This window comes from Vreelandella maris (assembly GCF_013371085.1).
GTDB lineage: Bacteria > Pseudomonadota > Gammaproteobacteria > Pseudomonadales > Halomonadaceae > Vreelandella > Vreelandella maris.
Window position 1 is genome coordinate 52,025 of sequence record NZ_JABWCV010000005.1, and the last position, 16,684, is coordinate 68,708.

A 16,684-nucleotide genomic window follows, 5' to 3' on the forward strand; every position below is an offset into this window, starting at 1 on the left:
GACAATCAATAAATTCATAGGCGGGGCATGCTAAACTGGCGGCCCCGTTTTTATTGGGTGTCAGTTTAACCATCGACCAGCCCGGCGCTGATGAATGAAGCAGGATAGTGATGCAAAGAGAGCCATGAAAGGCCCCGTATTAATTTTTGATTCCGGTGTCGGCGGCCTGTCGGTGGCACAATCGCTGCGTCAACACTACCCTGATGCTGCTATGTGCTACGCCTGCGATAATGCTTGGCTGCCTTATGGGCTGCGCGAAGACGCCGCGCTAACCGAGCGCATCGTGGCGGTCTGTCAGGCCGCCGTCGACGCTTGCCAACCGAGCGTGCTGGTTGTCGCCTGCAACACCGCAAGCACCTTGGCGTTGGAGCATCTGCGCCAACAGTTAGCTATTCCCGTGGTAGGTACTGTGCCTGCTATCAAACCTGCGGCTGCGATTAGCCAAACGCGGCATATCGGTTTATTGGCCACCAGGGCCACGGTAGCGCGGCCCTATACCCAGCGCTTAATTGATAGCTTCGCCAGTGACTGTGCCATCACGCGCGTTGCCGCCGATGCCTTAGTGGTGGAAGCAGAAGCCTATCTGGCTGGCATCACGCCCAATACAGAACGTATGCAGGCGGCATTGGCGCCGTTATGGCAAGCCGTCACTACTCCTGTCGAGCATCCCAAACTAGATACCGTGGTGCTCGGCTGCACCCATTTTCCGCTTTTGAAACCCTGGCTAGAGCAGCTTGCCCCTGCGCCTTTACATTGGATTGATTCTGGTGATGCTATCGCTCGGCGTGTGGCGCAAGTGGTTGATGAGCTATCCAGCGATCACCACGATGGTCGCTGTTATACAACTGCGCCCGCTGCGAATCTGACCGCTGGTTTAGCGCGCTATGGGTTTAAAGCGCCCCAATTGCTAAACGTGCGTTAATGAACATTATTTGTCGCTACTATTTCTGAACCCATTCAAGAGGAGCAGCCTTGGCTATCCCCGTCGTAGAACCTGAACGTTATGCCGAGCAGTTGGCCGCCAAGCGCGACTATCTGGAAAGTACCTTTGCGCCTTTCCAGCCACCGGTACTGGAGGTGTTTGAATCGCCGCCCGGCTACTACCGCCAGCGTTGCGAGTTTCGCATTTGGCATGAAGAGAACGATCTCTTCTATGCCATGTTTGAGGTCGATCCTGAGAACCCGAAAAATAAGCGCGTCATTCGGCTGGATCAGTACGCCGTGGCCAGCGAGCGAATCAATCAGCTCATGCCACAGCTGCGTGAGGCCTGTCTCGCGTCTGACGAGCTGCGCCGCAAGCTGTTTCAGGTGGAATTTTTAACCACGCTCTCTGGCGAAGCGCTGGTCACACTGATTTATCATCGCCCCTTAGGTGACGAGTGGGAACGCGAAGCGCGCACGCTAGAAGCTGAACTCGGCATCATGATCATTGGTCGTTCCCGCAAGCAGCGCATTGTGCTGACCCGTGACCATGTCTGGGAGCGCCTAGAGGTAGATGGCCGCACGTTGCACTATCAGCAGGTCGAAAACAGCTTTACCCAGCCCAATGCGCATATCTGCCAAAAAATGCTCAGCTGGGCGCGGGAAGTGACCGCTAAGCAGCAAGATGAAGGCGCAAAGAAAGATCTGGTCGAGCTCTACTGCGGAAACGGCAATTTCACCATTGCGCTCGCCGAGAATTTCCGCCGCGTGTTGGCCACGGAAATTTCCCGCACGTCGGTCGCCAGTGCCAACGTCAACTTAGAAGCCAATGGGGTCGCGAACGCGCAGATTGGTCGCATGTCCGCAGAAGAGTTTTCGCAGGCGCTGAAGGGCGAAAAGGCCGGACGTCGCGTGGCGGAAATGGGACTGGATGATTACGATTTTTCCACCGTGCTGGTAGACCCGCCCCGCGCCGGGCTAGATGAACAGAGCTGTGAACAGCTCAGCGAGTATGCTCAGATCGTCTATATTTCATGCAACCCGGCCACATTGGCTGAAAACTTGACCATACTGACCAACACTCATCGGATAGAGCGCTTTGCGCTATTTGACCAGTTCCCGTTTACCGATCACTGTGAATGCGGGGTGTTGTTAACGAGGCGGGACGTTTAAGCAAAAAGTTAATGTTCTAACGGCCTAATGCGTAAACGGTATGCGCCATGAACAACATGTCATGTGATTAGGGACGCGACGATAGGTAGCGTAAGCTAGACGCTATGTTGGCCTAAAGGCCTATTGTCCTTCGTTTTTTGGCCGATTAATGGCCTAGGCAGTCGAGGTGATGGATGCACTACGTTGCGATTGAAGAGAGTCGTCAGGATCTTTTGAAGCAGCTTCAGGAGCGATTATATGCGCGTCTGGAGCCTGCTCGAGCCGCGACCATTGACGCCTTTGCTCGACACTTTTATGCCACCGTGCCGGTGGAGGATCTCGTCGATCGTCGCCTGGACGACCTGTATGGTGCAACGCTGTCAATCTGGCAGTTTTTACAGCACCACGACCCCAAAAAACCTAAAGTGCGCGTTTTTAATCCAGATTTTGAAGAGCACGGCTGGCAGTCAACGCATACCTTTGTGGCCGTGCTGCATGAGGATATGCCGTTTTTGGTCGACTCGGTGCGTATCGAGCTCAACCGTCGCGGCTTAACGGTACACGCGATTCAAAACGCCGTGCTGGCGGTTGCTCGTGATGACCGCCACCAGTTACAGGCGCAGACCTCTCCTCGCGATGAGAACGCGCCGGAAGCCCGCGAGTCGCTGATTGTTATTGAAGTTGATCGACACACTAATGTGGAGTTGCTTGAGAAAATCGAAAGCAACCTGAACGACGTACTGCGTGATGTGCGCACCGCCGTGGGCGATTACGATGCTATGTGCGCGCAAATTACCGCGTCGATTCAAGAGCTCGAGAAAAATTGCCCGCCGCAGATTGACCCCGATGACCACGAAGAGGCGATTGCTTTCTTAGAGTGGCTGCTCAAGGATAACTTCACCTTCCTAGGCTACGACGAGTACCTACTGGTAGGTAACGAACTGCAGCGCGATGCCGATAGCGTACTGGGCGTATTCCGCCTGGATCAGCCGCGCTACTGCGAGCGGATTCGTACCGAAGAGGGCGTGGATGAGCACAACGACTATGTGTTGGTGCCGCAGCTACTGTCGTTTGCCAAGAGTGCCCATCACTCCCGCGTGCATCGCCCTACCTATCCTGACTACATTACCGTTGATCGTTACGATGACGATGGCAATGTGATCGGAGAACGGCGCTTCTTTGGTCTGTTCACCTCAACGGTTTATAACGAATCGCCGCGTAATATTCCGCTGCTACGTCGCAAACTAAAAGCGGTGATGGATATCGCAGGGTTTAATCCTCAGGGCCACAACGGCAAGCAGTTGCTGCAGGTGCTGGAAGTTTACCCCCGCGATGACCTGTTTCAAATCGACACCGAATCATTGGCGAGCACTTCGCTGGGTATTCTCAATATCCGCGAGCGCCGCCAGGTGCGGCTGTTTATCCGCGCCGATATCAGCGGCAAGTTCTACTCCTGCTTGGTGTTTGTGCCCCGCGACGTATTCTCGACGGATCTGCGCCAGCGAATTCAAAACGTGTTGTGCGATGAGCTGGATGCCCACTTTGGCGATTTCAATACCTACCTATCCGAGTCGGTACTGGCACGCATTCAGCTGATTCTGCGCTTCAACGGCGATGCGCCCAGCGATTACGATCTTAAGCGCCTGGAGAGCAAGGTGGCGCGGCTGGCGCGTAGCTGGAGCGACGACCTGCACAACGCCATGGTGGAAGGGTTTGGCGAAGAGCGTGCCAACCACCTGATGGATCACTTCCGCGAAGCATTCTCAGCGAGCTATCGTGAAGATTTTTCCGCACGCACCGCGGTGTTTGATGTCCAGCACTTGTTAACGCTGAACAACGGCGACGACTTATCGCTGTCGCTCTACCGTCCGTTGGAAGAGGAGGGCGGTGGCGTTAATCTAAAGCTGTTCCATCGCGGCACCCAGATTCCGCTTTCCGACGTGCTGCCGATGATGGAAAATCTCGGCCTACGTGTGATTGGCGAACGCCCCTACGATATCAACTCCCCTGAGCAGCGCTACTGGATTCACGACTTCGAGCTTGAACACAGCGGTGCGGATGTCAGCTTGGGTGATATGCGCGACGTATTTACCGAAGCCTTCAAACGCATCTGGACAGGCGAAGCCGATAACGATGCCTTTAACCGCCTGATTATCGGCGCAGGGCTGGATTGGCGCGAAGTGGCGATGCTGCGCGGCTATGCGCGCTATTTGAAGCAGATCCGCTTTGGCATGTCTCAGGACTACATTGCCGCGACGCTGGCCAACTACCCGGCCATTACGCGCGAGTTGGTTGAGCTATTCCGCCTGCGTTTTGATCCTGAGCAGCAGGACCACGCCACGGACGCATGCATAGCGAGCATAAACGAGCGCCTGGAAGGCGTTGCCAGCCTTAATGATGACCAACTGCTGCGTCGCTTTATGGAGCTGATTCTAGCCACGCTGCGTACCAACTATTACCAGCTCGGCGAGGGCGGACGCTTTAAAGACTATATTGCTTACAAACTTGAGCCTTCCAAAGTCACCGGCATGCCCAAGCCGCGGCCAATGTTTGAAATTTTTGTCTGCTCGCCACGGGTTGAAGGTGTCCACCTGCGCGGCGGTAAAGTCGCCCGTGGCGGCCTACGTTGGTCTGACCGCTTTGAAGATTACCGCACCGAAGTGCTGGGCTTGGTGAAAGCGCAGCAGGTTAAGAACGCCGTGATCGTCCCTGTTGGCGCAAAAGGCGGTTTTGTCTGTAAGCGCATGCCGGAGAATGCCAGCCGCGACGTTGTGCAGAAAGAGGGCATCGCCTGCTATCAAATCTTTATCCGCGCGCTGCTGGATGTTACCGACAACCTGGTGGGCAGCGCTGTGGTGCCGCCGGAAAATGTCGTTCGTCACGATGACGATGACGCCTATTTGGTGGTAGCCGCCGATAAAGGCACGGCGACTTTCTCGGATATCGCTAATGAGATTTCCCTGGAGTACGGCCACTGGCTGGGCGATGCCTTTGCCTCTGGCGGTGCCAACGGTTACGACCACAAGAAAATGGGCATTACTGCACGCGGCGCCTGGGAGTCAGTTAAGCGCCACTTCAAGAACCTGGATGTGGATACCCAGCGGGATCTGTTCAGCGTGGTCGGTATCGGTGATATGGCCGGTGATGTGTTCGGTAACGGCATGCTGCTCTCCGACAAGATTCAGCTGGTGGGTGCCTTTAACCATCTGCATATCTTTGTTGACCCCAATCCAGACGCTGAAGCCTCCTTCGCCGAGCGCAAACGGCTGTTCGCCCTGCCACGCTCCAGCTGGGAAGATTACAGTCAGGAGCTGATCTCTGCCGGTGGCGGTATCTTTAGCCGCAGTGCTAAATCAATCGTTATTACCCCGGAAATGCAGCAGGTGTTTGGCATCCAGGAAACCCGCCTGTCGCCGAACGAATTGATCCGTGCGATGCTCAAATCCAAGGTGGATTTGATCTGGAACGGCGGTATCGGTACCTATGTGAAGGGCTCCGATGAAACCGATGCCGATGTTGGCGACAAAGCCAACGACACCCTGCGCATCAACGGCAACGACTTGAACTGCCGCGTGGTGGGGGAAGGCGGCAACCTCGGTTTAACCCAGCGTGGGCGTATGGAAGCCGCCGCCAAAGGCGTGCGTGTCTATACCGACTTCATTGACAACGCAGGCGGAGTGAACTGCTCCGACCATGAGGTCAATATCAAGATTTTGATCGATGAAGTGGTCAAACGCGGCGATATGACCGACAAGCAGCGTAATCAGCTGCTGGCGGAAATGACCGATGAAGTGTCAGAGCTGGTAATTCTCGATAATTACCGCCAAAGCCAGGCGCTGGATCTATCGGCTATCCTTTCTGACCAGTCGATGGGCCCTTACCGCCGCTTTATCAGCGAGCTGGAGGCCACCGGGCAGATTGACCGCGAGCTGGAGTTCCTGCCTGCCGATGATGTGCTCAAAGAGCGAGCCAGCAACGATCAAGGGATGCGTCTGCCCGAGCTATCGGTACTGATCTCTTACGCCAAGAGTACCTTGAAGGGCGACTTGATCACCTCTGACGTGCCGGATGACCCGTATATTCACCGTCATCTGGAGCGGTTGTTCCCCTCGGTGCTGGTGGAGCGCTTTAAAGACGAAATGTACGAACACCGTCTTAAGCGTGAAATCGTGGCAACGCAGGTGGCCAACGATCTGGTCGACCATATGGGTATTGTCTTTGTACGCCGCCTAATGGACTCCACCGGCGCTGGGCGTGCCGACATCGCTCGCGCTTATATTGTGGCCCGCGATAGCTTTAACTTGCCCGGTCTATGGGCGCAAATAGAAGCGCTCGATAATCAAGTACCGAATCGTATCCAGTACTCAATGATGCTTGACCTGATGCGCCTGATCCGTCGCGCCACGCGCTGGTTTGTGCGTCAGCATTTAGGACTCTCGACGCTGGACACTATCGAGTATTTTGCTCCTCGCCTGGCGCAGTTACAGGAAGGTATTGGTGAGTTGCTCAGCGGTGAAGAGCTTAGCGCCTGGAACTCGCGTCGAGACGAGCTGTTGGAGGCGGGCGTGCCGGATGCACTGGCATCCACCGTGGCGGCGTCATCAAGCCTTTATGCGGGGCTGGGCATTATCCAGGCGGCGCGCCTGACCAACGAAAAACCCCAACGGGTGGCGGAAGTGCTATACGAAATTGGCAGCCGCCTGGAGCTGCCGTGGATGATTCAGCAGGTAACTCAGCTGGAAGTGCGCGACGCTTGGCAGGCGCAGGCGCGGGAAACCTTCCGCGACGACATCGAGCGACAGCAGTTGGCACTGACCACCAGCGTACTGAAGCTTGATGCCGGAAGCCGCGATACCCAAGAGCGGGTGGCGCAGTGGTTGGATCAGCACGCCGATCTGCATCGCCGCTGGTGTCGTTTGATTGAAGAGGTGCGCGGCGGTAGTGAAGGGGGCTTTGCGCTCTTCGCCGTGGCGGTACGCGAACTGGTCGATCTGGCTGAAAGCGATAGCGAAGCCTAAATTTACCTAGTGATCCTGCTCTACAAAAGCGCGTCCTGGTTCTCCACCAGGGCGCGCTTTATTGCGTTATACTAATGCCCGTTTTCAGCCCCCGCTTCAAGAGATCCGCTATGTACAACCTCGCCCGCTCACTGTTCTTTCGCGTTGACCCAGAAACCTCTCACGGTATTGCGCTGGGTGCGTTGGATGCACTGCATCGGGTAGGGGGCGTTATACGGCTATTTGGCCAGCCGGTCGAGGATCCCGTCGAACTGATGGGGCTGCGCTTTGCCAATCGAGTAGGTCTCGCCGCGGGGTTGGACAAGAACGCCGACCACCTGAATGCGCTGGGCGCGCTGGGGTTTGGTTTTGTCGAGGTCGGAACAGTGACGCCTAAGCCGCAGCCAGGCAATCCTAAGCCTCGGCTGTTTCGCTTAGCGCAGCATGAAGCGATCATCAACCGCTTTGGTTTTAACAACAAAGGGGTTGCGCATCTGATCCAGCAGGTTAAACAGCGTCACTACGGTGGCATTGTGGGCATCAATATTGGTAAAAACCTGACGACGTCAGTAGAGAACGCACTGGATGACTACCTAGTATGTCTAGATGCGGTGCACCCTTATGCGGATTACATTGCCGTTAACGTCTCCTCGCCGAATACCCCTGGGCTGCGTACCTTACAGTTTGGTGAACAGCTGGACGCGTTGCTGGGGCCTATTCGCGCTCGCGCCAACGAGCTTGATGCTCAAGCGGGCCGAAAAATTCCATTACTGATTAAGATCGCCCCGGATATGAGCGCGGAAGAAGTGGCGTTGATGGCAGAAAGTGTTCAGCGCAATGAACTTGATGGCGTGATTGCTACCAATACGACGGTTTCCCGCGCGGGAGTAGAGGGTGACTCACAAGCGGAGGAGGCGGGTGGGCTTTCTGGAAAACCTGTCTTCGAGGCATCAAATCGCGTTATTCGCCAGTTACGTGAGCATCTACCATCGCTACCTATCATCGGTGTCGGTGGAATCGATAGTGCCGCTGCTGCCCGGGCCAAAATCGCGGCGGGCGCAGATTTAGTGCAACTCTACTCGGGGTTGATCTATCAAGGGCCTAAACTGGTCGGTGAGTGTGCAAGGGCACTGAAAGCTAACGGTTGAGCGTGCAGATGATTAGCAAAGCAGTGTGGGTATCAATGCGCACTAAAAAGCCCACTTGAAAAAGTGGGCTCACTGAAAACCTCTCGCTTAAAATCTTTCTTTTAGAATCTTGAAAAATAAAAACGTTAGGCCATGACTAAGGGGTTTTTGTGGATGCCCGAGATGCCTGTCATCCCATCCCACTGGTCACCGCGGCCTTCACGCCAACCGCTCATCCAGTATTCGCGTAAATTGATATCTTGACTGGGACAATCGTCGCGAGAACGACCCGATACACCCGCTTTGTAGCCGTGGACATAAGCCCGCTGGAAGCGATCACGTTTTTGCCGTTTCATTGGCTAACCTCTTTTCACGAAAGCCTTTGATAAGAAATAGGGTGTTATCGAAAACGAAAACAACCGCTATTCCGAGAGCTTGCTTCAAGAGCGAGACGCCGCTCCAACCCTGTTGTTTGGCACTCACGGGCTGAACGAGCCGAGCGGCTATCTCTTACAAAGAACACTCATATGCCATAGGCCTAGTTCTGAACCGACCCTGACAAGAAACGCATGCGTTTTTCAGTAGCTACTCTCTTATTGTTAGACCATGATGGGGTCATCTGTCGACTATCAAATTGTCATAAAACGTAAACTCATTTGCTATATACAGGGATATCGCGCCTTTACGCGCCGCTATTATCATGACCGAGTCGAACCAAACCGCTGCCCTGAACTTGCTCGCCACTTGCCCCAAAGGCATCGAAGGCCTGCTCCACGACGAACTCATAGCGCTGGGCGCCACGCCGGGTAAAACCACCGTGGCAGGCGTCTATTTCACTGCCAGCCAAGCGATCGCTTATCGTGTCTGCCTGTGGTCCCGGTTAGCCAACCGGGTCATTTTGACCCTGGTACGCGAATCGATGATTGATACCGCCGAGCAAGTGCGCGATGTGGTCGCCCGCATTGCCTGGACACAGCATCTGGCACCGGGCAAAACGCTGGCCGTCGATTTCCATGGCCGCAGCGAACACATTCGCCACACCCGCTTTGGCGCGCAAACCGTTAAAGACGGCATTGTCGATGCGCTACAACTGGCCGGGCAGGAACGCCCCAATGTGGATACCAAAACCCCACATTTGCGCGTCTATGCTCACCTGCACCGGATGAATTTAACCATTGGGCTGGATCTCTCAGGTGAGAGTCTCCACCGCCGTGGTTATCGCCGTGACGTAGGCCATGCACCGCTAAAAGAGAATCTGGCGGCGGCACTGCTGGTGCGCGCAGGCTGGCCCGAGCGCTTAAAAGCGGGAGAGCCGTTGATTGATCCGCTGTGCGGTGCAGGCACGCTGCTGATCGAAGCCGCCATGATGGCCGCTGACCAAGCGCCTAACCTGAACCGTGAGCGGTTCGGCTTTCACGGCTGGGCAGGCCACGATGATCTCACTTGGCAGGAACAGAAGCGCGAAGCCGATGCGCGCGCGTCGATTGGTCGCAAGCGCTGTAAAGCCCAGCTACTCGGCTTTGATCAGAGCCCTGCAGCGCTGACGGCAGCGAAATCCAATGCCATGCGCGCGGGTATTCCAGCCTTGATAAGCCTGCATGGTCAAAGCCTTGTCCAGTTGACGCGACCCGAAACACTGACGGCTGAGAGCGGCCTGCTGATCACCAATCCCCCTTACGGCGAGCGGTTGGGTGAATTACCAGAACTGGTGCGTCTATACGCCCAGCTTGGTGAGAAAGCCAAAGCGCTATTCCCCGGCTGGATCCTGGCGGTATTTACCGGTAACCCGGATCTAGGCCACCGGCTGGGCATGCGTGCGCACAAGCAGTACGCGCTTAAAAACGGCGCGCTAGATGCCAAGCTACTGCTTATGGAGATTGGTGGCACTGAGCATGCGCCTGCCGCGAGCGATACAAAGCCTGTTCAGAGCGAGAGTAGTGCAGTGGCGACGCCTAGTGATAAGGTGAGCGAAGAGCAAGCCGCCCACAAAAATCAAGACAATGCGCAGATGTTCGCCAATCGACTGATTAAAAATCAGAAGCGCTTGAAGAAATGGCTGAAGCAGAGCGGTGAAACCAGCTATCGCGTTTATGATGCCGATATGCCGGAATACGCCCTGGCGGTGGATCGTTATGGTGATCGGGTACATGTACAAGAGTACGCGGCACCTAGCTCGATCAACCCAGCCCAGGCGCAAAAGCGCTTGTACGATGCCTTGGAAGTCATGCCCGAGGCGCTTAACGTTGATGCCAGCAAAATCTATATCAAACGCCGCGAACGCCAAACCGGCAGCGCCCAGTACCAGAAGCGGGCCGCCAGCGGTGAACGCTTTGAGGTGCAGGAGGGCGCAGCACGGCTATGGGTCAACCTGCGTGACTATCTGGATACCGGGCTGTTCCTTGACCATCGGCCGGTTCGGCGCATGCTGGGCGAAATGGCCAGCGGTAAGCGCTTTTTAAATCTGTTCTGTTATACCGCCACCGCGACCGTACAGGCGGCCTTGGGTGGAGCCAGTGACAGTGTGAGCGTGGATATGTCCAACACCTACCTGGAGTGGGCCAAGGACAACTTTGCGCTGAACAAACTCGATACACGGCTGCATCGTGTGATTCGCGACGACTGTTTCCGCTGGCTGGAAACGGCCAACGCCGAGTTCGACCTGATCTTTATGGATCCGCCGACCTTTTCCAACTCCAAGAAAATGCGCGATACCCTTGATGTGCAGCGTGACCATCCGCGACTGGTGGAACTCGCCATGGCGCGCTTGGCACCGGGTGGCACGTTAGTGTTTTCGAATAATCAACGGCGTTTTAAACTCGATGAAGCGCTTTACCAGCAGTATGCGGTCGAGGACATCACCGGGCGTAGCTTCGACCCCGATTTCCAGCGGCGTACGAATCTTCACCATGTGTTTATACTGCGCCACAAAGCGGCGTAAGAGAGCCATCGTATGAAAAGAGTCTTTGCATGATTCATCTATCGCTTTACACCACGCTGGGTTGCCACCTATGCACTCAATTGGAAGGGCTGGTGGCGACACTCGCCAATCAGAAGGTGTGGCTGCACCATATCGAAATCAGTGATGACGATGCGCTTGTCGAGCGCTACGGCGTGCGGATACCGGTGCTGGTGGATAGCGATGGCAATGAGTTGGATCGTGGCTTTGAGCTAGAACGCTTAAGCGATTGGTTGCGTGAACGCGGCTGGCTGGATGAAGCGGCCCTGGAAGCGTTTACCGCACCACCCGATACCTCCGCCCCCAAAGGGGCACATGAGCGTGACGGGCGGCGCTTTCTGGGCTAACCCCTAGCGGCCCTAAAGTGCATCCAGTAGCGATAGTTGGCGCATGGCCTCCTGGCCCTCGGGAGTATGATCGGCCACGTCCAATACCTTGCGAAAACCCCGCGAGGACTGGATGGTGGTTTCGTCCTCAAGCCACATCTGGGCCTGCTCCAGCGTGTCGGCTAGCTGGTGCTTTAGACCGCCAAACTGAGTGCCGATTTGCCCCCAGGCGCGGCTGAAAATCCAGTCACCAAACATATCCTGGTGAATATGAACCAACACATAGTCATGGTTGGTTTCCCAGCGTACGATCACAACACTCTCCTTACTTAGCTTTTAAAAGATAGCCTTTAAAAGATAGCCTTTAAACACGCCTGCCCATCAAGCCGTCGCGGGCGGTATTGTAAAGCCCGGATACCCAAACGCCTATGAAACTTGTCATCGACGCCAATATCCCCGCTGCCGAGCACTGCTTCGGCCATTTCGGTACGCTCACCCGTGTGCCAGGGCGGGAGATAAACGCCGCCCACCTTCGCGACGCCGACGCGCTAATCGTGCGCTCGATTACCCAGGTCAACGATAAGCTGCTTGCCGATAGCCCCGTACGTTTTGTGGGCACCTGCACCATCGGCACCGATCATATCGACCAGGCAGCGCTTGCCCAGCGCAATATCGACTTCGCCAGTGCGCCAGGCTGCAACGCCGAAGCGGTGGTTGATTATGTGCTAAGCAGCCTGCTGACCCTGGCGGAGCGCGATGGCTGGCTGCTTCGCGAGCGTACCGTGGGTATTGTGGGGGTGGGCAATGTCGGCAGCAGACTGCAGGTGCGACTAACCGCCATGGGCGTGGCAACGCTGGCCTGTGATCCGCCCAGAGCCGACGAGGAGGGCCAGGCAGGCTTTCACTCGTTAGATGCTCTGATCGAGCGCTGTGATGTGCTCTGCCTGCATACCCCACTAACCCGGGAAGGTCCGCACGCGACGTATCAACTACTCAATGCTCAACGTATCGGTGAGTTAGCGCCGGGCAGTGTGCTGCTTAATGCTGGGCGGGGCGACTGCGTGGATGGTTTGGCGCTGCGCAGCCGGTTATCAGGTAAAGGGGACATAACGGCGGTGTTGGATGTCTGGGAGGCGGAGCCGGCCATCGATGCCGGCCTGCGTGATCTGGTGGCACTGGCGACACCGCATATTGCCGGACACAGCCTGGACGGCAAGCTGCGCGGCACCTGGATGATTCAGCAGGCGCTAGCGCGTCACTGCGGCCAGCCCAGTGAATTTACGTTCGCCGATATTTGCCCACCGCCCGCACTGGCATCGCTGCATTTGCAGCACGCGCTACCGCCAGAAGATGCGCTAAGGCTCTGCATGAGAGCGGTGTACGACGTACGCCGCGACCACGACGCTCTCCAGCGCCAAACGCAGCATCACGGCATGCACAAAGGCTTTGATGACTGCCGCGCCAACTACCCGCTGCGGCGCGAATTCGCCACGCTCAACGTGCAGTTGTCAGGGGAGGCGATAGCGCTGGAAGGCTTATTGCGTGGGGCGGGGTTTCCCTGCAGTCATAGTGAGGATTTCTGACTATTGTCATTGGAGACGCTTGTCTCTTGTCATAACGAGTTGCTCCAGCATTGTCATTGCGAGGAGCGAAGCGACGCGGCAATCTGTACCCGCGGAGGCACATCCCCAGATTGCTTCGCTGCGCTCGCAATGACAGAAAAGGCGACCCCGAGATTGCTTCGCTACGCTCGCAATGACAGAAAAAGCGACTCCAGACTACTTAGCGGAGTTCGCAACGACGTGAAAGAGCCACCGGTCTGCGGTGGCCCCAAGCGACTTACTGACGATAAGCGGCTTCTTTCAGCGCACGGATGCGCTCATCCAGCGGCGGGTGGCTGGCAAACAGCTTTTCCACAAGCGAGCGCGTTTGGCCTTTGGTGATGGCCATGGCGCGCAGTGTGTCTGGCATTTGATCGGGCATTTCCGTTTCGGTTTTCAAGCGTGCCAACGCGCTGACCATCGCATTGGTGCCCGCTAAGCGTGCACCGGCTTCATCGGCGCGGTATTCGCGATAGCGCGAGAACCAGGCGACGATGGCCGAGGCCAAAATGCCGAACACAATCTCAGCGACCATGACTACTGCGAAGTAACCCATAAAGCCGAGCCCGCCTTCACCATCGCTACGGCTGCGCAGGAAGTTATCGACCAAGTGTGCCACTACCCGGGCAAAGAACATCACGAAGGTATTCACCACGCCTTGAATCAGCGCCAGTGTTACCATGTCGCCATTGGCAACGTGGCCAATTTCGTGAGCCAGTACCGCCCGCACTTCTTCCGGTCGCATGCGATTCATCAAGCCTGCCGAGACGGCCACCAGTGCATCGTCCTTGTTCCAGCCCGTAGCAAAGGCGTTGGATTGCTGTGCCGGAAAGATGCCCACTTCCGGGGTTTTAATACCCGCTTCACGGGAGAGCTCCGCGACCGTGTCCAGCAACCACCGTTCGGTCGAGTTGGAGGGCGTTTCGATGATCACCGTGCCGGTGCTGCGCTTGGCCATCCATTTGGAAATGAAGAGCGAGATGATGGAACCCGCCATGCCGAACACAAAGCAGAAGATCAGCAGGCTGGTGAAGTTGATGCCCTGGCCGCGCAGGTAGCCCTCTACACCGAGCAAGCGCAAGGTGATACTGGCGACCAGCAAGACCGCTATATTGGTCGCTAAAAACAGCAGAATTCGCATCATGGTGCAGGTTCTCCCTCAACGTTTAGAAACCGGTTCATACACAGCCAGTGAAATGGTCACAGAATAGTTGCTTAAATACGTACTGTTCGTGGCAGTTTCAAGTCACGCTGCGTCAAATAGCTGTTTTAATCGGCATATTCACCTAGCTAGGCTCACTGCCGGTAGCGGGATAGGAAGTTGGCAAAACGGTCCAATGCATCACCGAGTTGGTCTGCCCAGGGCAGGGTCACAATGCGCACATGATCCGGCTCTGGCCAGTTAAAGGCGGTCCCTTGTACCAGCAATATTTTTTCCTGCAGCAACAGATCAAGCACCATCTGCTGATCGTCTTTGATGTTGAAAACTTTTGGGTCCAGACGCGGAAACGCATAGAGCGCGCCTTTTGGCTTCACGCAGGAGACGCCGGGGATCGCGTTCAGCTTTTCTACCGTGATGTCACGCTGGGCCAACAGCCGCCCGCCAGGCAGGATTAAATCGTTAATCGACTGATAGCCCCCCAGCGCGGTTTGAATCGCGTGCTGGGCGGGCACGTTGGCGCACAGACGCATGGAAGCCAGCATATTCAGCCCCTGGATATAGTCCTGAGCGTTCAATTTGGCCAAGGTGCCGGAGATAATCATCCAGCCTGAGCGAAAGCCCGCACAGCGATAGCTTTTGGAGAGCCCGTTCATGGTGATGACTAATTGGTCATCATCCGCCAGCGCGCCCGTGGCGGTGTGCTCGACGCCGTCGTACAGAATCTTGTCGTAGATCTCGTCAGAGAACACCACCAGGTTGTGCTGCTTGGCGATCGCCAGTACCTCTTTGACCACTGCGGGCGGATAGACTGCACCGGTCGGGTTATTGGGGTTGATCAGCACAATGGCGCGCGTGTGGCTGGTGATTTTAGCGCGAATATCCGCCATGTCGGGCGTCCAGTCGGCCTGCTCGTCGCACAGGTAGTGCACCGCATGGCCACCGGAAAGGTGAGCGGCCGCGGTCCATAGCGGGTAGTCCGGCGCGGGAATCAATACTTCATCGCCGTCGTTGAGCAGCGCCTGCATGGCCATCACGATCAGCTCAGACACACCGTTGCCGATGAAGATATCCTCAATCCCCACGCCGGGAATCTGCTTGCGCTGGCACTCCTGCATAATGGCTTTACGGGCGGAATAGAGGCCTTTGGAGTCGCAGTAGCCCTGGGCAGTGGGCAGGTTACGCATCACATCCTGGAGAATCTCTTCCGGCGCCTCGAAGCCGAAGGGCGCGGGGTTGCCGATATTCAGCTTGAGAATTCGTTGACCTTCCTCTTCCAAGCGCTTGGCGTGGTCGAGTACCGGGCCGCGAATGTCGTAGCAGACATTGTGCAGTTTATGAGATTTCTTAAGCGGTTGTGATTCGTGCGACTGCGGGGTATCCATGAGGTGTTTGTCCAAAAGTAGCTAGAAGCCCAAAAGTATCCAACGTCATTATGTGTTTACTAGGTCAAAGGGTGACTTAGCAGTGCTCGGCTCATTATGCGTCGGAAAGGCCTTGATTGTCTTCGTCGTTTTGCACCGGGGGTGGCGGAATATCTGCAGGGGTTTCAAGCGTTAGCCTGCCCAGCTTGCCGTCGCGAAGTTCGTGAAGCAGTACTTCGGCGCCGCGGTGCAGATCAACCGCGCCGCCGGGGCGCAGGCCGCCACGGCGGGCAGCGATATCTTTTAAGATGGCGTTACCGTCGAAGCCAGCAATAGCGAGAAAATCAGGCTTTTTCGGACCGTCCGCATCAATATCGTGGGGGAGGTCCGGCGCGGTGTAAGGCGGCAGCGCTTTGAGCTTATAGCGCTCGGTGAGCGCTTCAGGGTAACGCTTGGCAAGCTCTGCGCTGGTGACGATCGCCACATCGGTATACTCGATGGCCGTATCGCGAATGGCACCGGTGGCGGCAAGGCGATAGGCGCTGGCCTGGTCTTCAATTTTGGGCCACAGCACGCCTGGGGTGTCGGTAAGGGCTACACGGCCATCAATACGCACCTTCTGTTGACGCTTGGTGACCGCAGGCTCGTTACCGGTCTTGGCGATTTTGCGCCCGGCCAGGCCATTAATCAGCGTGGATTTCCCGACATTCGGTATACCCATCACCATCACGCGCACATCCCTGTCGGCGCGCACGGCACCGGCCAGCTCATGGCACAGCTTGGGGATTTTCTTCAGCTCACGGGTATTGGTCGTGGTAACGGCTAAGGCGCGCATGTTCTCTTGGGCATCGAAAAATTCGACCCACTCGGCCGTCCGCTCAGGGTCGGCAAGATCGGCGCGGGAGAGAATTTTTAGCACCGGCTTATGGCGGGTTAGCTCGGCCAGCATTGGGTTGGCGCTGGAGTAGGGCAGACGCGCGTCGAGGACCTCGATCACCACGTCAATTTCAGGCAGCACCTCCTTAATCTGGCGGCGGGCCTTGTTCATATGTCCGGGGAACCAGCCGAGCATGGGTCTCTC

General features: G+C 56.4%; 12 protein-coding genes. 7 read left to right on the top strand and 5 right to left on the bottom strand.

Going from position 1 to position 16,684, the window contains the following annotated elements:
• The first annotated feature begins 124 nt into the window (after positions 1-124).
• From murI to HUO07_RS05385, 4 genes are all read left to right on the top strand, one after another.
• A complete protein-coding gene (gene murI / locus HUO07_RS05370; RefSeq protein WP_176302706.1) occupies positions 125-922 on the top strand; it encodes a glutamate racemase in 798 nt (265 codons plus the stop codon).
• 50 nt (positions 923-972) lie between these two features.
• Positions 973-2,094, top strand: a complete 1,122-nt coding sequence (gene trmA / locus HUO07_RS05375; protein WP_176302707.1) for a tRNA (uridine(54)-C5)-methyltransferase TrmA — start codon at positions 973-975, stop codon at positions 2,092-2,094.
• A 173-nt stretch (positions 2,095-2,267) separates the two neighbouring features.
• Positions 2,268-7,091: an NAD-glutamate dehydrogenase gene (locus HUO07_RS05380; protein WP_176302708.1), complete on the top strand. Its 4,824-nt coding sequence runs from the start codon at positions 2,268-2,270 to the stop codon at positions 7,089-7,091.
• 110 nt (positions 7,092-7,201) lie between these two features.
• Positions 7,202-8,218, top strand: coding sequence for a quinone-dependent dihydroorotate dehydrogenase (locus HUO07_RS05385; RefSeq protein WP_176302709.1), 1,017 nt, complete (start codon positions 7,202-7,204; stop codon positions 8,216-8,218).
• A gap of 125 nt (positions 8,219-8,343) precedes the next feature.
• Here HUO07_RS05385 and rmf read toward each other — a convergent pair whose 3' ends face one another.
• Complete coding sequence (gene rmf, locus HUO07_RS05390) at positions 8,344-8,553, bottom strand: ribosome modulation factor (protein WP_007111057.1); 210 nt, start codon at positions 8,551-8,553, stop codon at positions 8,344-8,346.
• A gap of 344 nt (positions 8,554-8,897) precedes the next feature.
• Here rmf and rlmKL point away from each other — a divergent pair, with 344 nt between their 5' ends.
• Entirely contained in the window at positions 8,898-11,135 is a 2,238-nt protein-coding gene (gene rlmKL, locus HUO07_RS05395) for a bifunctional 23S rRNA (guanine(2069)-N(7))-methyltransferase RlmK/23S rRNA (guanine(2445)-N(2))-methyltransferase RlmL (protein WP_176302710.1), read from the top strand.
• A 29-nt stretch (positions 11,136-11,164) separates the two neighbouring features.
• Positions 11,165-11,500 carry a glutaredoxin family protein gene (locus HUO07_RS05400; protein ID WP_008958420.1) on the top strand — a complete coding sequence of 112 codons (336 nt, stop codon included), beginning with the start codon at positions 11,165-11,167 and terminating at the stop codon, positions 11,498-11,500.
• A 12-nt stretch (positions 11,501-11,512) separates the two neighbouring features.
• Here HUO07_RS05400 and HUO07_RS05405 read toward each other — a convergent pair whose 3' ends face one another.
• Positions 11,513-11,794: a WGR domain-containing protein gene (locus HUO07_RS05405; protein ID WP_176302711.1), complete on the bottom strand. Its 282-nt coding sequence runs from the start codon at positions 11,792-11,794 to the stop codon at positions 11,513-11,515.
• Positions 11,795-11,907: 113 nt separating this feature from the next.
• Here HUO07_RS05405 and pdxB point away from each other — a divergent pair, with 113 nt between their 5' ends.
• Positions 11,908-13,062, top strand: coding sequence for a 4-phosphoerythronate dehydrogenase PdxB (pdxB, locus tag HUO07_RS05410; RefSeq protein ID WP_176302712.1), 1,155 nt, complete (start codon positions 11,908-11,910; stop codon positions 13,060-13,062).
• Positions 13,063-13,318: 256 nt separating this feature from the next.
• On the opposite strand, the gene htpX is transcribed toward pdxB, so the two are convergent.
• The 3 genes from htpX to ylqF form a co-directional block, all read right to left on the bottom strand.
• Positions 13,319-14,224 carry a protease HtpX gene (htpX, locus tag HUO07_RS05415; protein WP_008958416.1) on the bottom strand — a complete coding sequence of 302 codons (906 nt, stop codon included), beginning with the start codon at positions 14,222-14,224 and terminating at the stop codon, positions 13,319-13,321.
• A 152-nt stretch (positions 14,225-14,376) separates the two neighbouring features.
• On the bottom strand, positions 14,377-15,624 hold the full coding sequence (locus tag HUO07_RS05420; RefSeq protein ID WP_008958415.1) for a pyridoxal phosphate-dependent aminotransferase: 1,248 nt from the start codon (positions 15,622-15,624) through the stop codon (positions 14,377-14,379).
• Between the two features lie 94 nt (positions 15,625-15,718).
• Positions 15,719-16,675 carry a ribosome biogenesis GTPase YlqF gene (gene ylqF, locus HUO07_RS05425; RefSeq protein ID WP_008958414.1) on the bottom strand — a complete coding sequence of 319 codons (957 nt, stop codon included), beginning with the start codon at positions 16,673-16,675 and terminating at the stop codon, positions 15,719-15,721.
• Between the last annotated feature and the right edge of the window lie 9 nt (positions 16,676-16,684).

Coding starts and splice junctions, on each gene's coding strand:
- HUO07_RS05420 (WP_008958415.1), bottom strand. CDS start 15,624: ATGGATACCCCGCAGTCGCACGAATCACAACCGCTTAAGAAATCTCAT.
- HUO07_RS05385 (WP_176302709.1), top strand. CDS start 7,202: ATGTACAACCTCGCCCGCTCACTGTTCTTTCGCGTTGACCCAGAAACC.
- rmf (WP_007111057.1), bottom strand. CDS start 8,553: ATGAAACGGCAAAAACGTGATCGCTTCCAGCGGGCTTATGTCCACGGC.
- htpX (WP_008958416.1), bottom strand. CDS start 14,224: ATGATGCGAATTCTGCTGTTTTTAGCGACCAATATAGCGGTCTTGCTG.
- rlmKL (WP_176302710.1), top strand. CDS start 8,898: ATGACCGAGTCGAACCAAACCGCTGCCCTGAACTTGCTCGCCACTTGC.
- murI (WP_176302706.1), top strand. CDS start 125: ATGAAAGGCCCCGTATTAATTTTTGATTCCGGTGTCGGCGGCCTGTCG.
- ylqF (WP_008958414.1), bottom strand. CDS start 16,675: ATGCTCGGCTGGTTCCCCGGACATATGAACAAGGCCCGCCGCCAGATT.
- HUO07_RS05380 (WP_176302708.1), top strand. CDS start 2,268: ATGCACTACGTTGCGATTGAAGAGAGTCGTCAGGATCTTTTGAAGCAG.
- HUO07_RS05400 (WP_008958420.1), top strand. CDS start 11,165: ATGATTCATCTATCGCTTTACACCACGCTGGGTTGCCACCTATGCACT.
- pdxB (WP_176302712.1), top strand. CDS start 11,908: ATGAAACTTGTCATCGACGCCAATATCCCCGCTGCCGAGCACTGCTTC.